Origin of the sequence: Caloranaerobacter azorensis DSM 13643, from assembly GCF_900129995.1 — a bacterium.
GTDB classification, from domain to species: Bacteria; Bacillota; Clostridia; order Tissierellales; family Thermohalobacteraceae; genus Caloranaerobacter; species Caloranaerobacter azorensis.
On sequence record NZ_FQXO01000049.1, the window covers coordinates 1 to 18,380 of the forward strand.

Here is an 18,380-nt window from a genome sequence, read left to right on the forward strand (position 1 = left end):
TACAAAACTAATTGTTGAAATTTTTACTTGAGATTTTACTCTTTTATCTTTTAAAGTATTGATTTTTTCTCCTATATCATATACCCTATTAATATAGGTGAATAATTGTTTTAGGTAACTTTTGTTCATCCTATCAGCATCCTTTTTTTAATGTGTTTATGGTAAAACTATTATAAAAAGGATGCTTTTATTTTACAAATTTTTTCTCTATAGTTTCCAGCAAAAATCGGAAAATCTCAAATTTTTAGTGCTTATTCTGAAATTCTTATAAATCAACGGACTATCGCCCTAAAAAATTTTCAAGTGCTAAATTTCTGATAATTTAAGTGTTTCTCTTTTTAATAACAATATGCTAATATTATTAAAAATATATTGTTTTTTTAATTTCATCAGGTTATAAATGATTATAGTAAAATTATTGAACTAAATCGGGGAATTACTTTGCCTAAAGATTACGAAATAATCTCTTACTATAATAGCTCGAGTTTTAATGGAGATGGTATTAGATATCATGTATTTTTATACAAAAAACACTTAACAGATAAAGGATTAATGGATTTTAATAATAAACGAAACAAATATATCGAAAAAGAAATAAATAATATACTTGATAGTATTGAATTAAAAAAAGATAGAATATATAAAACTGATTCTAAAGATAATAGTGTAATATATTTAATTTATATGAAAGATACTAAAAAAATTTATGTAATCGAAAATATAGTATAACTTTAAAACTTTTATCTAATATTAAAAAGAGAGAATCCTTGCATCAGGATTCTCTCTATTCTCTGTTGAAAGTTAATTTCTCTCCATCAAAATCTACTACAATATTATCATCTTTAGAAATATTGCCTTTTAAGATTTCCTCTGATAATTTATCTTCAATCAATTTTGTTATACTTCTCTTAAGTGGTCTTGCTCCATAAGTTGGATCATAACCCTCTTTAGCCAAATATTCTTTAGCTTTTTCTGTAACTTTAATATTTATATTTAAAGCTTTAAGTCTATTTTCTAAATCTTTAACCATTAAATCTACAATCTGCTTAATATGCTCTTTGTTTAATGGATGGAATACAATGACTTCATCTATTCTGTTCAAGAATTCCGGTCTAAACGATTTTCTTAATTCCTCCATAATATTTTCTTTCATTTTTTCATATTCTTCTTTTTCTTGATCTTTTTGAGCTGCAAATCCTAAAGTTTTTTGTTTCTTAATCGTACTTGCTCCCACGTTTGAAGTCATTATAATAACGGTATTTTTAAAATCTACTACTCTACCTTTTGCATCGGTTAATCTACCGTCATCTAAAAGCTGCAATAGAATGTTAAATACATCTGGATGGGCTTTTTCAATCTCATCAAACAATATTACCGAGTAAGGCTTTCTCCTTACTTTTTCAGTTAACTGTCCTCCTTCTTCATATCCCACATATCCTGGAGGTGAACCTACTAGTTTTGATACAGAATGTTTTTCCATATATTCAGACATATCAACCCTAATCATTGCATTTTCATCGCCAAATAGAGCTTCGGCCAATGCTTTAGATAATTCTGTTTTTCCTACTCCTGTAGGACCCAAGAATATGAATGAACCGATTGGTCTATTAGGATCTTTAAGCCCTACTCTAGCTCTCCTTATTGCATTAGATACGGCTTTAACGGCTTGCTCCTGTCCTATTACTCTCTTATGCAATATCTCTTCCATTTTAAGCAATCTTTCAGATTCTTCTTCAGCTAACTTTTTAACCGGTATTCCAGTCCAACTTGAAACTACTTGTGCTATATCTTCATATCCTACTTCTGTTGATTTTGACTGTTTTTCATGTCTCCATTCTTCTTTCTTTCTCTCTAATTCTTCTTTTATTCTCTTCTCTTCATCTCTTAATTTTGCAGCCTTTTCAAAGTTTTGAGTACTTATTGCCTCTTCCTTTTCTTGATATAATTCCTCTAATTTCTTTTCAAGTTCAGTTAAATCTGGAGGAGCAGTAATAGACTGTAATCTAACTTTTGAAGCAGCTTCATCTATCAAATCGATTGCCTTATCTGGTAGGTATCTATCTGTAATATATCTGCTTGATAATTCCGCGGCTGCCTTTATAGCTTCATCTGTTATCTTTACTCTATGATGAGCCTCATATTTATCTCTCAATCCTTCAAGAATTTTGATTGTATCCTCAACTGTAGGCTCTTCTACTAAAATAGGCTGGAACCTTCTTTCTAAAGCCGGATCTTTTTCGATATATTTTCTATATTCATCTAAAGTAGTAGCACCTATAGCCTGTAATTCACCTCTAGCTAAAGCTGGCTTCAAGATATTTGATGCATCTATCGCACCTTCAGCAGCTCCGGCTCCTATGATTGTATGCATCTCATCTATAAATAAAATTATATCTCCTGATCTTCTTATTTCTTCCATTACTTTTTTAAGTCTATCTTCAAACTCTCCTCTATATTTAGCCCCAGCAACCATTGATGCTAAATCTAATGTTACAACTTTTTTATTTTTCAATATTTCTGGCACATTACCTTCTACTATTTTCTGTGCTAATCCCTCTGCAATAGCTGTCTTTCCTACTCCCGGCTCTCCAATTAAGCATGGATTATTTTTCGTTCTTCTACTCAATACTTGTATAACTCTTTCTATCTCTTTGCTACGCCCTATAACCGGATCTAATTTCCCTTCTTGTGCCAATCTAGTTAAATCTCTACCAAATTTATCTAATGTAGGAGTCTTCATATTACCTCTACGATTTCCTTTTTGGCCACGCCTATTAAATGAACTATCCAACATACCAAGTATTTCTTTTCTAGCCTTTGATAAATCCATCCCTAATCCTTTCAATATAGTCGCTGCTACTCCTTCTCCTTCTCTAATCAATCCTAATAATATGTGTTCTGTACCTATATAGTTATGTCCTAAATTTTTTGCTTCTATAAGACTTAATTCAAAAACTCTCTTTGTCCTAGGGGTAAATCCTAATAATTCCCCTGCTTCATTTCCATATCCAATTAGATTAATTACCTGTTGTCTGACTTTATTTAAATCAACGCCTGAATTTATCAATACCTTAGCTGCAACTCCTTCTCCTTCTTTTAGCAATCCAAGGAGTAAATGTTCTGTACCTACATAATTATGTCCAAGCTGTTTAGCTTCTTCTTGAGCAAATAGAATTACTTTTTGTGCTCTTTCTGTAAATCTTCCAAACATAGCCATACTATACACCTCCTACTATTTTAAGTATTCTCTAATCATTTCGGCTCTTTTTATATCTCTTTCTCTTGCATTCAATCCTCTACCTGAATATTTTTGAATACTAGCCGGTTGTGATAATATCATCAAGTTATTGATTTTTTCTAAATCTATATCATTAATAATACCCATTTCTATACCCATTCTTACATCTGATAATAATTTCATAGATTCTTTTGATGTTATTATTCTTGAATTCTTTAATATTCCCAAAGATCTATATATTCTATCTTCTACTTCTATTCTCTTTAAATTCATTAATCTCTGCCTTGATTCTTTTTCGTGATCAATAATTTGAAGTACAATTTTTTTAAGCTTTTCTATAATCTCCTCTTCTGTTTCACCCAATGTTGTCTGATTAGAAATTTGGAACAAATTACCTAATGCATCGGTTCCTTCGCCATATAATCCTCTTACAGTAAGGCCTACTTGAGTTACAGCCTGAAGAACTTTATTTATATGTCCAGTCATTACTAAACTAGGAAGATGAAGCATAACCGAAGCTCTCATCCCAGTTCCTACATTAGTAGGACATGAAGTTAAATACCCCAATTTTTCATCAAAAGCATATTTTACATTTTCTTCTATAATATCGTCTATTTTACTGCACAAATCCCAACCTTCTTCTAATTCTAACCCCGGAAGTAAAACTTGTATTCTTATATGATCCTCTTCATTTATCATAACCGTTACCTTTTCATCTTTTCTCAATAAAAATGCACTCTTTTCAGGGTTAGAAATCAATCCCGGACTAATAATATGTTTTTCCACAAAAACTTGCCTATCCAAAGGCGAAATCTCTTTAGTCCTAAAAAAATCAAATTCTCTCGATAAAATTGTATTTCCTTCAATTATCGAATCTCTTACTCTATTTATTACTTCATTAGCACTTTCTATAGTCATAATCTCTGGAAACAAGAAATCTTCTATGTTACGCGCCAATCTAATTCTAGTGCTAACCACTATATCTTTTGGTTTATTATTCCCTTTTAACCATTTAACCATCCCTGTCACCTCCTACTCTGTATCTATTTGAGCTTGAAGTTCTTTAATCTGATCTCTTATTTTAGCTGCCTTTTCATATTCTTCATTTCGTACTGCAAGTTCTAACTGTTTTTTAAGTCTACTAATTTCTTTTTTAATTCTTATCATCCCACCAGCTCTTCTAGGAACTTTACCTACATGATTTTCATGTCCATGTATTCTTCTAAATAGAGGTATTAATTTCTCCCTAAATGAGTTATAACAATTGCTGCATCCGAATTTGCCTATCTGTCTAAACCTGCTATAAGTTAAACCGCATTTTTCGCATTTTACACTTGTAATATAATCCATTTCAAAAGGACTTCCCTGTGTGCTATCTAAATCTAGAAGCCCTGCTAAAAAATTGTGTATTGAGAAAGATGCATCAAAATCAAACTCTTTATGATTTTTAGCACATTCCTCACATAAGTGAAGTTCTGTCACATCACCATTTATAATTTTTGTAAAATGCATAGTCGCTTCTCTTTTTCCGCAATCATCACAAAGCATGAAAACCCCTCCTTTTCTCATTATTCTACTAACATAAGAAGCATATCTTTAAGTATGCTCGCTCTCAATTCATTCTTAAACTTCGGTACAATTCCTAAAGCCCTATCGCTTAAAGCAGATTTCATCAAATCAGCTTCTCTTTTTGTTATAAATCCCTTTTCGACAAATGTATCTATCAAACTATAAGCCCTCATTTTAGTAATAGAATCACCTATAGTATTTACTATAAGATCTCTGATATAACTATCATTATTAATATTTAATCTGACTATTTTAATATACCCACCGCCACCCCGTTTACTTTCTATATAATATCCTTTATCTTGAGTAAATCTCGTTGCTAGAACATAATTTATTTGAGATGGAGCGCAGTTAAAATATTGGGCTAATTCGTTTCTCTGTATTTCGATAGCTTCATTTTCCGTTTCTTCTAGAAGTCTTTTGATGAATTCTTCTATAATGTCGCTTAACCTTGACATTATACCACCTCTTTGACTTTGACTTTCTTTGTCCTTCACTGATATTCTACTATTTTAATTCCATATATTTCAACATTAGTATTGTCTTTTTTTTATTTATATATCAGAATTATCATTTATTATTTTAATTTATATAATAATTTCTAAATATTACTTGATTTTTTTCAAAATTAGAGGCCAATCTAACTGATTGACCTCAGTTTTTTTAATATTTAGTTATATCCTCGATACGATTTACAGCTTTATTTTGTTCTTCAAAACCTGCCCATCCAAATGTTGTAGACATCCACTCTCCATAAGCAGTTTTATCTATAAGCATTGATTCTACTTCATCATCTTTTTTATGCATATCTATTTTCTTCTGATATTCTAAACTCAAGTTTTTATTGTAATCTCTATTTGTATTCATCTAATCTCCTTTCTTTTTATGAGCTATTAATTTATATTTTTCTCCCATATGATCTCCTTTGGGCAAAATCTCAAACCCTTTATTTTCTAAAGTTTCTCTAATAAACCCTGACTTAAAAGCATCACTATTATCCATAGTTATTACTAATTCATCATTCTCATCAATTTTTTTAATAGTATCGAGTATTTTTGTAATACCTTTTAAATCTGATCCTCTATCAAAATTTATATAATAATCAACCAAATCATATCCTCCTTAATAAATATCAAACTGCTTATTAAAACTAGCCTTATATTAATATTTTTTGTATAGAAAAATCATTTATACTACAATATATTTAGAAAAAACACCCGCTTTATACGGGTGTTTTAATTTTATTCTAAAATTTCTATTTTTTTATAATTAATATCAAAATTTTGTTTTTTTATTCTTGTGAAGCTTTAGCCTCTTCAATTATTTTTTCGCTTAAATGAGGCGGTACTTCTTCATATCTAGCAAATTCCATTTTAAAACTAGCTCTTGCTTGAGTCATAGATTTTAAATCTATTGCATATTTAAACATTTCTGCCTGTGGAACTTCTGCTATTACTAATTGTGTACCATCCTTTTGTGGTTCCATACCTAAAATCCTGCCTCTTCTCTTATTAAGATCTCCCATAATATCTCCCATATATTCTTCTGGTACAAGTACTTCAACTCTCATAATTGGTTCTAATAGAACTGGATTTGCTGCTTTAATACCCTTTTTGAATGCTATTGCTGTAGCCATTTTAAAAGCCATCTCTGATGAGTCTACAGTATGATAAGAGCCGTCATAAAGTGTTGCTTTAATATTAACTACAGGATAGCCGGCTAAAACACCAGATTCAATACATTCTTTAAGCCCTTTTTCAACTGCTGGTATATATTGCTTTGGCACAGCCCCACCAAAAATCTCTTCATTAAATTCAAATTCTTCTTGACTCGGTTCAAATCTAATAAATACATGCCCATACTGACCATGACCGCCAGTTTGTTTTTTATGTTTACCTTCAGCTTCTGCTCTTCCTTTTATAGTTTCTCTATATGGAACTTTTGGATCCTTTAATTCAACTTCAACACCAAATTTATCTTTAAGCTTATTTATTATAACACTTAGATGCATATCTCCTTGCCCACCTAAAAGCGTTTGTTTCGTTTCTTTGTTATAAAAAACTTTAAAAGTAGGGTCTTCTTCAGTCAATCTATGTAAACCAGAACTCATCTTATCTTCATCGCCTTGAGATTTAGGCTCAACAGCTAAATACAATAAAGGTTCTGGAAACTCTATGCCCGGATATTTTATAGGACTATCTTTGCTACATAATGTATCACCTGTATAAGTATTATTCAATTTAGCAACAGCGCCAATATCTCCTGCTACTAATTTATTTACTTCTATTTGTTCCTTACCTCTTAATATAAATATATTGCCCATTTTAAATCTAGTATCTTGTGTAGCATTAAGTACTTCATCATCTTTATGAATTTCCCCAGATAAAACCTTGAATAATGAAATTTTTCCAACATAAGGGTCCGCAATCGTCTTAAATACCAATGCTGAAAACGGTTCACTAATGTCTAATTTTCTTTCAATTGTCTCTCCAGTACTAGGATCAATACCTGTATTTACTTCAACTTCATTAGGTGATGGCAAATAATCCCAAATCATATCCATTAAGGTCTGAACACCTATATTTTTTACAGCCGAACCACACAAAATAGGTATTAAATCCCCATTTAAAACTCCAGTCCTTAACCCTCTATGTATTTCTTCATCAGTAAATTCTTCCCCTTCAAAATATTTCTCTAATAACGCTTCATCACTTTCAGCCACAGATTCAATTAGCATTTCTCTTAAAGGTTGTATTTTATCTTCAAGTCCCTCAGGGACATTAACATCGAAACATTTTATTGCATTTTCATCATATTGTCGAGCTTTCATATCAACTATATTTATAAGACCTTTAAAATCTTCTTTTTCTCCTAAAGGTATTTCAAAAGGTACTACTGCTTTCCCAAATTTCTCTCTCAATTGATTAATTACTTTATCAAAATTAGCGTTTTCCTTATCCATCTTATTAATAAATATAAAAGCAGGTTTTTTAGACTCTCTAATATACTTCCATGCCTTTTCCGTTCCAACTTCAATCCCCGATGATGCATCGACTAATATAACTGCGCCCCCAGCAACAGCCAAAGCACTCTTAACTTCTCCCACAAAATCAAAATATCCCGGAGTATCTAGTACATTTAATTTGTGTCCTTTCCATTCTATAGGTATTAAAGATGTGTTAATAGAAATTTGTCTATCTTTTTCTTCTTTATCAAAGTCGGATACAGTACTACCATCTTCTATACGTCCTATTCTCTTAATAACTCCTGTTGTAAAAAGCATCGCTTCGGTCAAAGTTGTTTTTCCGCTTCCTCCATGCCCTAACAAAGCAATATTTCTAATTTTGTCGGTCCCATACACATTCATACCATTTTCCCCCTCAAACTTCTGTTTTTTTAATTTTCCGATTGTTAATAATATTCTACGATGCACAATAAAATCCTTTTTAATTATTAACTTTTTTCTAATTCACACAAAATTATGTTCTCTATTTTTTTTATATTTTTAATTTAAAATAAAAATCTCGTTCTATTAAAAATATGTCCAATAGTATCATTTATATGCCTATTTTTAATTAAAAATTTCATATTAATTCCAAAATAATTTTTAATCAATTTTAACATCAAAGATTTTATCTGCTTTATATGTTATAATTAGAATTGATAGAATTTTAAATCTTTTTTGGGGAGGGTGCTGGAAATGACTTTAACTTTTAGAGAGGAATTAAAAGACTTACAGGCTTATAAACCGGGAAAACCTATTGACGATGTAAAAAAGGAATATGGTATAGAAAAAGTAGTTAAATTAGCATCTAATGAAAATCCACTAGGTTCTTCTCCTAAAGCAATAGAAGCAGTTAAAAAAGCTGCCGAAAATTTAGCTATATATCCAGATGGAAATGCTACTATGCTAAAAAATGCACTTGCAAAAAAAACAGGACTTAAAACAACTCAAATTTTACCGAGCAGCGGTTCAGATGAAATGATTGATATTATCGCAAAAACTTTCATAAATAAAAATGATGAAGTTATAATGGCTGACTTGACTTTCCCTAGATATATAACCACAACCAAGATGATGGGTGGAAAGCCTGTAATAGTACCTCTTAAAAATTGGACTTATGATCTAGAAGGCATGAAAAAAGCAATAACAGATAAAACAAAATTAATTTGGTTATGTAATCCAAACAATCCTACAGGTACGATGTTTACTGAAGATGAATTACTTGATTTTCTAAAAAGTGTACCTAATAACATAGTTGTGGTATATGATGAAGCCTATAATGAATACGTAACAAGAAAAGATTACCCAAAAAATAGTATTAAATTCCTTAAAGATTATTCTAATTTGATTATTTTGAGAACGTTTTCAAAGATATATGGGCTGGCAGCTTTAAGAATCGGATACGCTCTTGCTAGTGAAGAAATAATACATAATATGAATAAGATTAGAGGACCATTTAATGTAAATAAATTAGCTCAAGCGGCTGCAATAGCAGCTCTCGAAGATGAGGATTTTATCAAAAAAACATATGAATTAAATAAGCAGGGAAAAGAATATCTATATAAAGAATTTAAAAATTTAGGATTAGAATATGCTCCATCCGAAACAAATCACATCTTTGTTAATGTTAAGCGTGATGCCAATGAAGTTTTCATAGAACTTCAAAAAAGAGGTATGATAATTAGGCCTATTAAAGATACATGGGTAAGAATAACTATAGGCACTCCTGAACAAAACGAATTATTAATAAAACTTTTAAAGGAAGTTATATAACTTAAGCCATTACCTTTGGTAATGGCTTAAGTTTAATGTTGACGTGGTTTGTCTTGAAATATCATTTTAGTCGGAGTCCTATATCACTAACTCTGTAAATTCATCTATAGATTCTAACATTTGTTTTCCTAACTTAACAACTCTATCATCTTTGTTCTCTAATCCCCATATCAAGTCAGCTAACCCCATCTTTATGCAGGTTATTTTAATTTGAAGTTTCATTTCTTTAATATCATTTAATCCATATCCTCTAAAAAATGCTTCTTTTCCCCTAGGTGATTGTGGAAAGTAACGTTCAAGAAGTATTGTAAAATTATCCGCTGGTATTCCCCAAAGCATATTCTCAAAATCTATCATTCCAATGAATTCTCCATGCTTATTAATCAACCAATTGTTAGGAGTCGAATCCCAACTAATAGGGACAGGATAAGTACCTTTAAATATATCTACATTTTCAATTGCCCACTCTGCTAAAAAAGACTCCTTAGAATTAAAGCAATTTAGATTTTTACCTTTTTCATATAAATCTATAAGTGATTTTTTTATATAGTAAACAGGGTCAGTATGATAAAATATCTCAATTGGGTTCCCATTGCAGTCTGGCCTTCCAAAATAGTTACCTTTAAATTTTGTATGTAATAGTTTAGTAAGTTCCCCAGCTTTATAATATGCCTTTTCTTCCTGTTTTCGAGACAGATTTGCTTCCCTCATTGTTATACCATCTAAAGATGTTATCAAAATTCCTTGCCAATCGTCTCCTTCAAAGCTTTCAATCAATTCTGGAGCATAGGGTAAAATCTCTGGAATCCAATTTCTATAAGCAAAAACCTCTGGATGCCATCTACTTTTCCTTGAATGAGTTTTTACATAGTAACATCTTTGACTTGATAAGCTTCTAATTTTCCATACACCTGTTCTTTTACTTCCTTCTCTGTAATTCATTAAAATTTCATATTCCCCAATATTCTTTATAATTCTTTTATGCAACTCATTAGGTTGTATCAACTTTATTATCCCCCTTGTAAGATATAATTGTAATACTTTTCACCTAATCGGGTTATCAAAACCCGAACATTCGATGTATATATCAATTTTCATTTTCATGATATATACATCATATAGCAGTCCCTATCTTACTGCTAATATTTATTTAAGAGAATAACCTCTAAAGGGTTTCAAGCAACAGGCTAATTTATATATAATCATTCTTGGAAAAGTGATATTGATGTACTCCCCCTTGGGAAGCCTGTCGGCTGATACCCTTAATTAAGCGAATCGTTCCATTCCTTGAATGTATATAATTTGGCTGGTTGAGACCTTTAGGGTATTCTCTTTTCACATGCAAGGTTATATCTTCAAGGCTAATGGATGGATTCACTCTTACCATATAGAAAGTGAGGTTATTTACATGGAAAACAAAATTATTGTAGGTATCGACGTTGCAAAGAAATTTAGCTACTACTCAATTATTACACCAAACGGAAAGCAATACGGTAAGCCTTTTAAAGCTCATAACACTCTTGAAGGATTAGAAAAAGTTTCAAAAAAAGCTGAAAGAAGTAGAGAAAGAGCTCAATGTCCCATGTGTGTTGGTCATGGAATCAACTGGACATTACTCGAGCATACTTTTCCACTTCTTTCACAATTCTAACTTTGAAGTTTGTATAGTAAATCCTATACAAACTAATTCTATCAAAAATATCAAAGTTAGAAAAGTGAAAAATGATAAAGTAGATGCATACCGTATTGCAATTCTTTACAAATTAGGAGAAATCAAACCTACAAAACCTCCATCAGCTAAATATCCTTTGCCGTCAATACATTAAATTAGTTGATGACTGTACAATGTATAAAAACAATTTAATTTCTTTAATAGACCAGGTTTTTCCTGGATACAATACTGCTTTTTCAAATATCACATCTAAAGCATCATTATATATACTTAAGAATTATCCATCAGCAGAAAAACTTTTAAATGCTGATAAAGGTACTTTAATAACTACTTTAGCTACTTTATCTAGGAAAAGTTTAAAATGGGCTAAAACTAAATACAACGCTTTAATAGATGTAGCAAAATCAGCTTTAAAAATTGGCTGCGCCCCTAAAAGTAGTGAAATTGTAATAAAATCAATGATAACCATATTAAAAACACTTATAGAACAAAAATCTATGATAGAAAAAGAAATAAAAGCTATCGCTGAAAATATAGAAGAAGTAAAACTACTAATAGGAATTATATCAGCAGCCATATTTATTTCAGAAATACGTGACTTTAACAATTTCAAAAATGCTAGAAAATTAGTAGCATTTTGCGGGATAGACCCTGCTGTAGTAGAATCAGGTAAATTCAAAGGAAACAAAGTAAAGATGTCTAAACGTGGTTCAGGATATCTACGTAGAGTATTATTTATGATAGCTCTAGCTTCAATAAGGAAGAATCGTAATAGTCAATACATAAACCCAATATTATATAACTACTACAGCATAAAGATAAAATCTAAGCCCAAAAAAGTAGCTTTAGTAGCTCTAATGCATAAAATAGTCAATTATATTTTTGCAGTATTAAGAGATAAGAAACCTTTCAGGATAATTACACTTGAAGAACACAACAAGCTATACAGACAAAGTAAATTAAAATTATCATTAGTTTCTTAATGAAAGAATACGAAAATTTATTACAAATTTTAAGTCTATGTTCGTGTTTTTCATAGGCTTAGTTTGTTATACCCTTTTTCAAGGTTCGAAAATTTTAAATTAACTCTTGACTTTTATTAGCTAGTCTTCGTAAAATTCCATTTATAGTTATTAATTCATTAGACATAGATATATCAATATGTATCATCATACACTCATGTTACGTTAGTAGCTTTGTTCCCCGATAATATTTCCAACGTTAATAAACTAATTACTAAATAAGCCATCTAGGACTGTAAATTGATTTCTGGGTTTCCTAGATGGCTTATTTTTAACCGCATTTAGAATATCCGCAACTTCTACAAACCATACATCCACCTTCATGTTCTACTTTACTTCCGCATTCAGGGCATCTGCCGCTATTATCTTCAAAACTAACTGATATTTCTTCGATTGAAGAATCTATTTTATCTTTTTCTTCAACTCCATGCTCTATTTCTAAAGCAATATCGTTTACTGCTTGATCTTTAACCTCAACATAAGTATTCATTACTCTTTCTAATGCCTTACCTATAGCATCAGGGCAAGAAAGTACTTTAATATCTTTATTTGTAGCTCTTTGTCTTAATGTTGAATGACATCTTATTCCCTTTAACTGCTCAATAATTGATTTTACATCTAAACCTGCTCTTAATGCTATAGATATAAGTCTACTTGTCGCTTCACTTTGACTTGGGCATCCTCCTGCCCTTCCAAGATTAGTGAAGACTTCACAAATACCTTTATCATCATAATTAACTGTAATATATAAATTACCGCATCCTATTTTTACCTTTTCAGTAATGCCTCTTGTAATCTCTGGTCTCATTCTAGGCTTTATCTTCATTTCTTTTTGTTCTTTTTTATTTTCATCTTTACCTTTTGCAGTACTTAAGACTTGATTATCTCTACTACCATCTCTATATATTGTTACACCTTTGCATCCTAATTTATATGCTAAAATATATACTTCTTTTACATCTTCTTTTGTTGCCTCATTTCTAAAATTAACTGTTTTAGATACCGCATTGTCTACATGGTTTTGGAATGCAGCCTGCATTTTAACATGCCATAACGGCGATATATCATGAGCAGTTACGAAAACCCTCTTTATGTCTTCAGGTATACCATCTATGTGGGCTAAAGAACCTTCTTCGGCTATTCTTTCCATAAGTTCTTCCGAATAGAAGCCTCTTTCCTTTGCAATCTTCTTAAATAAAGGATGTACTTCTATTAACTTATCATTATCCATTACATTTCTAATATAGGATACAGCAAATAAAGGTTCAATTCCACTACTAGTACCAGCAATAATACTTATAGTTCCAGTTGGAGCTATAGTAGTTCTTGTGGCATTTCTGATTTTTATACCTTTTTCTACATAAATACTTTTATCATATGCTGGGAAAACTCCTCTTAACTTGGCTAATTCAATAGATTTTTTAATAGCTCTTTCATTAATAAATTTCATTAAATTATCAGCTAAATCTACAGCTTCTTGTGAATTATAAGGAATTCCTAAATAAATTAAAAGGTCTGCAAAGCCCATTACTCCTAATCCAATTTTTCTAGTACTTTTAGTCATTTTTTCTATTTCTGGTAATGGATATTTATTAACATCTATAACATTATCTAAGAAATGAACGGCCTTATCTACTATATCCCCTAACTTCTCATAATCAATTTCATATCCATTTGATCCTTCTTTAATCATTTTGGATAAGTTAATAGAACCTAAATTGCATGATTCATAAGGAAGTAATGGCTGCTCACCACAGTTGTGTACTACAACTCCATTCCCAATTAAAGAGTGAGTAATCTCTTCAGATATATCATAAACGTCTATTTCCTCATAATCTTTTTTTATTTCCTTTACAGTAGTAATAAATTTCGTTTCTTTTCTAAATTGTATATCTATCTTTTCTAATTTATCATTTTTCGCCTGATGTATTAAAATACCAACAACCTCTCTAAACCTACATATATCATTTCCAGTTATAATAAGCTCGAAATAAGATTTACTTTCATATACTCTATTTTCACCATCTTTTGTTTTATATGTGAACTTTGTAGTTTCTTTTTTAGTCCTATTATATATGTTTGAAAAAATACCAAAATTCAAAAGTATTAATTGAACATCTCTTAAGAGTTCTTTAGAACTTGATGTTAATCTTATATCTCTATGATTATCGTCTATATAATTTACCGTTCCATCTGAACTGAATAATCCATTTAAATATGCTGCAACTGTTTTTTCAGATGCTGTAAAAATTGATTTTATAACTCTTTTTTCATATGCTCGCTTTGGTTCTAATCCAAATGACTTAACAAGATTAACAAAATCATTTCTTTTAAACAATAATTGCCAAGTTCCGTTTTCTCTCTTATTGATTATTCCTTTTCCTGCACCTTTACTTTCAGCTATCTTCTGCATTCTTTCCATAATATATCTTTCTTCTTCTGCAAAAACCATCCCTATTGTTTTTCCATCAGAAGTCAACCAGCCATCGCCAGTAACCCAGCCAAGAAATAACCCTAAATCTTCGCCAATTTGATCTACATCTGACCAATATCCCTTTCCTGATTGAACTAAAACCTCATCATCAATTTCAAGGGCCTCTGCTTCTTTCCAGCCTTTTGTAGTAAGAATTTTATGTTCAGGAGTAACTTTCAAAACCTGTCCACTGGATAATTCTATTGAAATCGTCTTTTTAATACCTGTTTTAAATACTTTCGCTTTCCTTAATGTTACTCCATTTTGATAATACTCTCTTCCATTACGTTTTACTTTTTCTTTTATAACTCTATCATCAGTAACTATCTCTATTTCCTCATCTTTATAATTATCATATAATTCTTTAATCTTTATTAATCCATATCTAGTAGATATTAAAGTATCTGGGTGAAAACACGGATTTGTACTTTCAATTTCTCCTAAACCAGGAGTTGGATTAAATTTGTTTAATCTGTCTAAGAAAACTATTCCCGGTTCTCCATTAGTCCATGCCATTTCAATTATTTTATTAAAAACATCCCTAGCATTAAGTTTTCCTTTAACAGTTTTAGTATTTGGGTCTATAAGTTCATAATCTTCTCCTTTTTCAACTGCTTCCATAAATTTTTCTGTTATACCTACACTAATATTGAAATTAGTAATTTCATTGTTATCCTTTTTACATTCTATAAATTCTAATATATCAGGATGATCTACTCTAAGAATACCCATATTAGCTCCTCTTCTTGTACCACCCTGCTTAACCGCTTCTGTAGCTGAATTAAAAACTTTCATAAAACTAACAGGGCCTGATGCAACGCCACCTGTCGATCTAACAGTAGAACCTCTTGCTCTCAATCTTGAAAAACTAAAACCTGTTCCTCCACCAGATTTATGTATTAAAGCTGCATTTTTAATAGCATCAAAAATCCCTTCCATTGAATCTTCTACAGGTAAAACAAAACATGCTGAAAGCTGTCCCAACTCCTTTCCAGCATTCATTAATGTTGGTGAGTTTGGTAAAAATTCAAGATTTACCATCATATCATAAAATTCTTTTTCTGTTTTTTGCACATCACTATCTTTATTGTATAATAAATCGGCTTTTGCTATATGATGCGCTACCCTTTTAAACATTTCATCTGGAGTTTCAATAACATTACCTTCTAAATCTTTGGTAAGATACCTCTTCTCAAGTACTTTCAATGCATTATCCGTAAGATTCATTAAAGCACCTCCGAAACTATATGTAGTATATATTGTATCTTTTGCTACAATATATTGTAGCATTATATAGTTTTAGTGTAAAGTTAAATATTTATTTCACAAAGAAAGGCTAGAACTATTCTAGCCTTTTATTGAATAACTGAATTATCTATATCTTTTTCAAAACCATCCTCTGTATACCTGTTACCCGCATTCCAAAATATCCATTCTTCAAGTCCTGCATCATACACTGCCTTTATTTGAGCTTTAATCTGTTCAGGACCATAGTTAATATAGTGTTTCCCATAAAGCTTTCTCAACCAAGTTGCAGAAAAATCTTGTAACCAAGGTCTTATAATAGCCTTTGGTTCTTCTGTTTTTATATTATCTATTCTTGCCTTAGCTCTAGATAAACTTGTATAAACTATCTTATAAGGTTGAGAATCTGGATAAGCAATACCGTAAGAACCCAAAGCATAATGAGACGGATAAACCATTGGACATAATATATCTGTACTTGTTGCTAAAGTTTCTAAATGTTGCCCTATTCTCATATCATCTTTTACTGTTGTAACTAATCCAAAAATATCTGCAGAAACATATACCCCTTTAGGTTCTAATCTTTCTCTTGCATATTTTAAGAATTCAGCAATTACCTCAGCTTTTGTCTTACCAATACTTTCTTCTCCATAATCTATAATAGATCTGTTACCATCAGTAGGAAACCTAACGTAATCAAATTGTATTTCCTTAAATCCCATTAAAGCCGCTTCTTCAGCTATCCTTATAGGATATTCCCAAGCTTCACGATTATACGGATTTAACCATGCATTTCCACTATTATCTCTCCACACCTTACCGTCTTTAGTCTTTATAGCTAAATCTGGTCTCTTTGTACCAGCAAGTCTATCTTTAAAAGTAACAATTCTTGCAATTGGATAAATATTATTTTCTCTCAATATTTCCATTTTCTCATAAAAATTATCTACCTTAGCATGCTTGTCTGCTCCAATTTCATTAACCATATCTACATTAGATTTATAAGTTAAACGTCCTAAATCATCTTTTATATCTATAACCATTGCATTCAATTCCGTTGTTTTTACTAAATCTAAAAGTTTATAAAATCTTTTATTATAAGCCAAAGTATTACCTGTTAAATATATTCCCTTTACTTTGATTTTTTCTTTATATACTCCCCAATTTGTTGCAGGTTGAACTAAGTAATTTACATATTCTAATTCTGAATTAGTATACATTTTTTTAGTATCAGGTTTTCTACTATCAGCATAATCAATAGAATTAATTTTAAAGAAAAACACAGCAAAAAACATTAATACAATTGTTATTGATAATAATGACTTTTTTCTTACTACCATCCTTTTCACCTTTCCTATTTTATTTACATTCATGTATTCAAAATAAAGGAGTCTACTGACTCCTCAACAGTATCTCTAATATATCTTTCACTGTTTCTTCTGCATATTCTCCTTTTCTATATTTCCTCATAGCAACTATAATATTAGGCTGATTTCCTTTAGATATAATATTTTTTATTTTTTTCGGATGTTCAACAAAACTGCCAAGCTCTTTAAATTTCTCATCAAAAAATACAAAAGTAGGTATTTTTATTCTATCTTCTTCACTATACTTAATAAAAAAATCTTCATTACCATTCTTCTCTACTATCGAAATATCAATATTGTTATTGTATTCTTTCATTTTTGCTAAAACGGGTACATTTATCATACAATCTGGACACCAAATTTCAGCACAAACAAGGACTTTTATTTTTTTATCAATAATTTTTATTTTATTTATTAACTCATCACTTAATCTTATTTTATTTAGAATTTCTAATACTTTCTCTTTATAAGTATCCTTATCCTTATTCACAAATTCATCAAATGAAACACCTTTGTCATAGAGACAACTTATATCCATCTATATACCCCCACCCTATATAATTAAACAAAAATATAATATTAATTTTAAACTTTTCAATAAAACCATTATTACTAAATCTTATTTAATGATATACAAAATTATAATATATATTTTAATTAATTACAACTTGTATTAAGTGGCAGACTTTCTCAAAAAAATAAAAAAATCCGGCAACGACCTACTCTCCCAGGCGGTCTCCCGCCAAGTACCATCGGCGCTGGAGGGCTTAACTTCTGTGTTCGGAATGGGAACAGGTGTGACCCCTCCGCCATTGTCACCGGATTTACAATCTTCGATTGAATTTAAAATGCAAAATGTAAAATTTAAAATAAATTAATTTTACATTTTCAATTTTTAATTTTACATTCAAAGTACAAACAAAGTTTGTACTTTGAAAACTGCACAGCGTTTTTTCTGGTCAAGCCCTCGACCTATTAGTACCTGTCAGCTAAAGGCATTACTGCCCTTACACCTCA

At 30.6% G+C, this 18,380-nt stretch carries 16 protein-coding genes and 1 rRNA gene; 5 read left to right on the forward strand and 12 right to left on the reverse strand.

Features of this window, described 5'->3' with window-relative positions:
• The first annotated feature begins 441 nt into the window (after positions 1–441).
• Complete coding sequence (locus BUB51_RS08405; RefSeq protein WP_073197012.1) at positions 442–729, forward strand: hypothetical protein; 288 nt, start codon at positions 442–444, stop codon at positions 727–729.
• A 55-nt stretch (positions 730–784) separates the two neighbouring features.
• Here the strand turns inward: BUB51_RS08405 and BUB51_RS08410 are convergent, their stop codons facing one another.
• From BUB51_RS08410 to fusA, 7 genes are all read right to left on the reverse strand, one after another.
• A complete protein-coding gene (locus BUB51_RS08410; protein ID WP_073197014.1) occupies positions 785–3,217 on the reverse strand; it encodes an ATP-dependent Clp protease ATP-binding subunit in 2,433 nt (810 codons plus the stop codon).
• A gap of 15 nt (positions 3,218–3,232) precedes the next feature.
• Positions 3,233–4,258, reverse strand: a complete 1,026-nt coding sequence (locus BUB51_RS08415; protein ID WP_073197016.1) for a protein arginine kinase — start codon at positions 4,256–4,258, stop codon at positions 3,233–3,235.
• 12 nt (positions 4,259–4,270) lie between these two features.
• Entirely contained in the window at positions 4,271–4,786 is a 516-nt protein-coding gene (locus BUB51_RS08420) for a UvrB/UvrC motif-containing protein (RefSeq protein ID WP_035163850.1), read from the reverse strand.
• Positions 4,787–4,806: 20 nt separating this feature from the next.
• Positions 4,807–5,265, reverse strand: a complete 459-nt coding sequence (locus BUB51_RS08425; RefSeq protein WP_035163851.1) for a CtsR family transcriptional regulator — start codon at positions 5,263–5,265, stop codon at positions 4,807–4,809.
• Positions 5,266–5,470: 205 nt separating this feature from the next.
• A complete protein-coding gene (locus BUB51_RS08430; RefSeq protein WP_073197018.1) occupies positions 5,471–5,674 on the reverse strand; it encodes a hypothetical protein in 204 nt (67 codons plus the stop codon).
• On the reverse strand, positions 5,675–5,917 hold the full coding sequence (locus BUB51_RS08435; protein ID WP_073197020.1) for a hypothetical protein: 243 nt from the start codon (positions 5,915–5,917) through the stop codon (positions 5,675–5,677). It abuts the gene before it with no gap.
• A gap of 181 nt (positions 5,918–6,098) precedes the next feature.
• Positions 6,099–8,174 carry an elongation factor G gene (gene fusA / locus BUB51_RS08440; protein ID WP_073197022.1) on the reverse strand — a complete coding sequence of 692 codons (2,076 nt, stop codon included), beginning with the start codon at positions 8,172–8,174 and terminating at the stop codon, positions 6,099–6,101.
• Between the two features lie 333 nt (positions 8,175–8,507).
• On the opposite strand from fusA, the gene hisC reads away from it, so the two are divergent.
• The gene (hisC, locus tag BUB51_RS08445) at positions 8,508–9,584 is read left to right on the forward strand and encodes a histidinol-phosphate transaminase (RefSeq protein WP_073197024.1); all 1,077 of its coding nucleotides are present in this window, start codon (positions 8,508–8,510) and stop codon (positions 9,582–9,584) included.
• A gap of 78 nt (positions 9,585–9,662) precedes the next feature.
• On the opposite strand, the gene BUB51_RS08450 is transcribed toward hisC, so the two are convergent.
• A complete protein-coding gene (locus BUB51_RS08450; RefSeq protein ID WP_073197026.1) occupies positions 9,663–10,589 on the reverse strand; it encodes an aminoglycoside phosphotransferase family protein in 927 nt (308 codons plus the stop codon).
• A 403-nt stretch (positions 10,590–10,992) separates the two neighbouring features.
• Here BUB51_RS08450 and BUB51_RS13255 point away from each other — a divergent pair, with 403 nt between their 5' ends.
• The 3 genes from BUB51_RS13255 to BUB51_RS12740 are packed head-to-tail and all read left to right on the forward strand — an operon-like array spanning position 10,993 to position 12,239.
• On the forward strand, positions 10,993–11,235 hold the full coding sequence (locus tag BUB51_RS13255; protein WP_200791912.1) for a hypothetical protein: 243 nt from the start codon (positions 10,993–10,995) through the stop codon (positions 11,233–11,235).
• The gene (locus tag BUB51_RS13675; RefSeq protein ID WP_083599569.1) at positions 11,180–11,410 is read left to right on the forward strand and encodes an IS110 family transposase; all 231 of its coding nucleotides are present in this window, start codon (positions 11,180–11,182) and stop codon (positions 11,408–11,410) included. Before BUB51_RS13255 ends, BUB51_RS13675 begins: the two co-directional genes overlap by 56 nt.
• Positions 11,411–11,429: 19 nt before the next feature.
• Positions 11,430–12,239: a transposase gene (locus BUB51_RS12740; RefSeq protein WP_083599570.1), complete on the forward strand. Its 810-nt coding sequence runs from the start codon at positions 11,430–11,432 to the stop codon at positions 12,237–12,239.
• Positions 12,240–12,549: 310 nt separating this feature from the next.
• Here the strand turns inward: BUB51_RS12740 and BUB51_RS08460 are convergent, their stop codons facing one another.
• The 4 genes from BUB51_RS08460 to rrf all read right to left on the reverse strand — a co-directional run bounded on the left by BUB51_RS08460 (position 12,550) and on the right by rrf (position 18,186).
• On the reverse strand, positions 12,550–15,978 hold the full coding sequence (locus BUB51_RS08460; protein WP_073197028.1) for an adenosylcobalamin-dependent ribonucleoside-diphosphate reductase: 3,429 nt from the start codon (positions 15,976–15,978) through the stop codon (positions 12,550–12,552).
• 128 nt (positions 15,979–16,106) lie between these two features.
• On the reverse strand, positions 16,107–17,336 hold the full coding sequence (locus tag BUB51_RS08465) for a putative glycoside hydrolase (RefSeq protein WP_073197032.1): 1,230 nt from the start codon (positions 17,334–17,336) through the stop codon (positions 16,107–16,109).
• A gap of 52 nt (positions 17,337–17,388) precedes the next feature.
• The gene (locus tag BUB51_RS08470) at positions 17,389–17,901 is read right to left on the reverse strand and encodes a thioredoxin family protein (RefSeq protein WP_073197030.1); all 513 of its coding nucleotides are present in this window, start codon (positions 17,899–17,901) and stop codon (positions 17,389–17,391) included.
• Positions 17,902–18,069: 168 nt separating this feature from the next.
• A 5S ribosomal RNA gene (rrf, locus tag BUB51_RS08475) occupies positions 18,070–18,186 on the reverse strand.
• Positions 18,187–18,380: the final 194 nt, after the last annotated feature.

Excerpts from the sequence above, each read along its gene's own strand:
- BUB51_RS08410 (WP_073197014.1), bottom strand. The coding sequence starts at position 3,217 with ATGGCTATGTTTGGAAGATTTACAGAAAGAGCACAAAAAGTAATTCTA.
- BUB51_RS08415 (WP_073197016.1), bottom strand. The coding sequence starts at position 4,258 with ATGGTTAAATGGTTAAAAGGGAATAATAAACCAAAAGATATAGTGGTT.
- BUB51_RS08420 (WP_035163850.1), bottom strand. The coding sequence starts at position 4,786 with ATGCTTTGTGATGATTGCGGAAAAAGAGAAGCGACTATGCATTTTACA.
- BUB51_RS08425 (WP_035163851.1), bottom strand. The coding sequence starts at position 5,265 with ATGTCAAGGTTAAGCGACATTATAGAAGAATTCATCAAAAGACTTCTA.
- BUB51_RS08430 (WP_073197018.1), bottom strand. The coding sequence starts at position 5,674 with ATGAATACAAATAGAGATTACAATAAAAACTTGAGTTTAGAATATCAG.
- fusA (WP_073197022.1), bottom strand. The coding sequence starts at position 8,174 with ATGAATGTGTATGGGACCGACAAAATTAGAAATATTGCTTTGTTAGGG.
- hisC (WP_073197024.1), top strand. The coding sequence starts at position 8,508 with ATGACTTTAACTTTTAGAGAGGAATTAAAAGACTTACAGGCTTATAAA.
- BUB51_RS13255 (WP_200791912.1), top strand. The coding sequence starts at position 10,993 with ATGGAAAACAAAATTATTGTAGGTATCGACGTTGCAAAGAAATTTAGC.
- BUB51_RS13675 (WP_083599569.1), top strand. The coding sequence starts at position 11,180 with ATGGAATCAACTGGACATTACTCGAGCATACTTTTCCACTTCTTTCAC.
- BUB51_RS12740 (WP_083599570.1), top strand. The coding sequence starts at position 11,430 with ATGTATAAAAACAATTTAATTTCTTTAATAGACCAGGTTTTTCCTGGA.
- BUB51_RS08460 (WP_073197028.1), bottom strand. The coding sequence starts at position 15,978 with ATGAATCTTACGGATAATGCATTGAAAGTACTTGAGAAGAGGTATCTT.
- BUB51_RS08465 (WP_073197032.1), bottom strand. The coding sequence starts at position 17,336 with ATGGTAGTAAGAAAAAAGTCATTATTATCAATAACAATTGTATTAATG.
- BUB51_RS08470 (WP_073197030.1), bottom strand. The coding sequence starts at position 17,901 with ATGGATATAAGTTGTCTCTATGACAAAGGTGTTTCATTTGATGAATTT.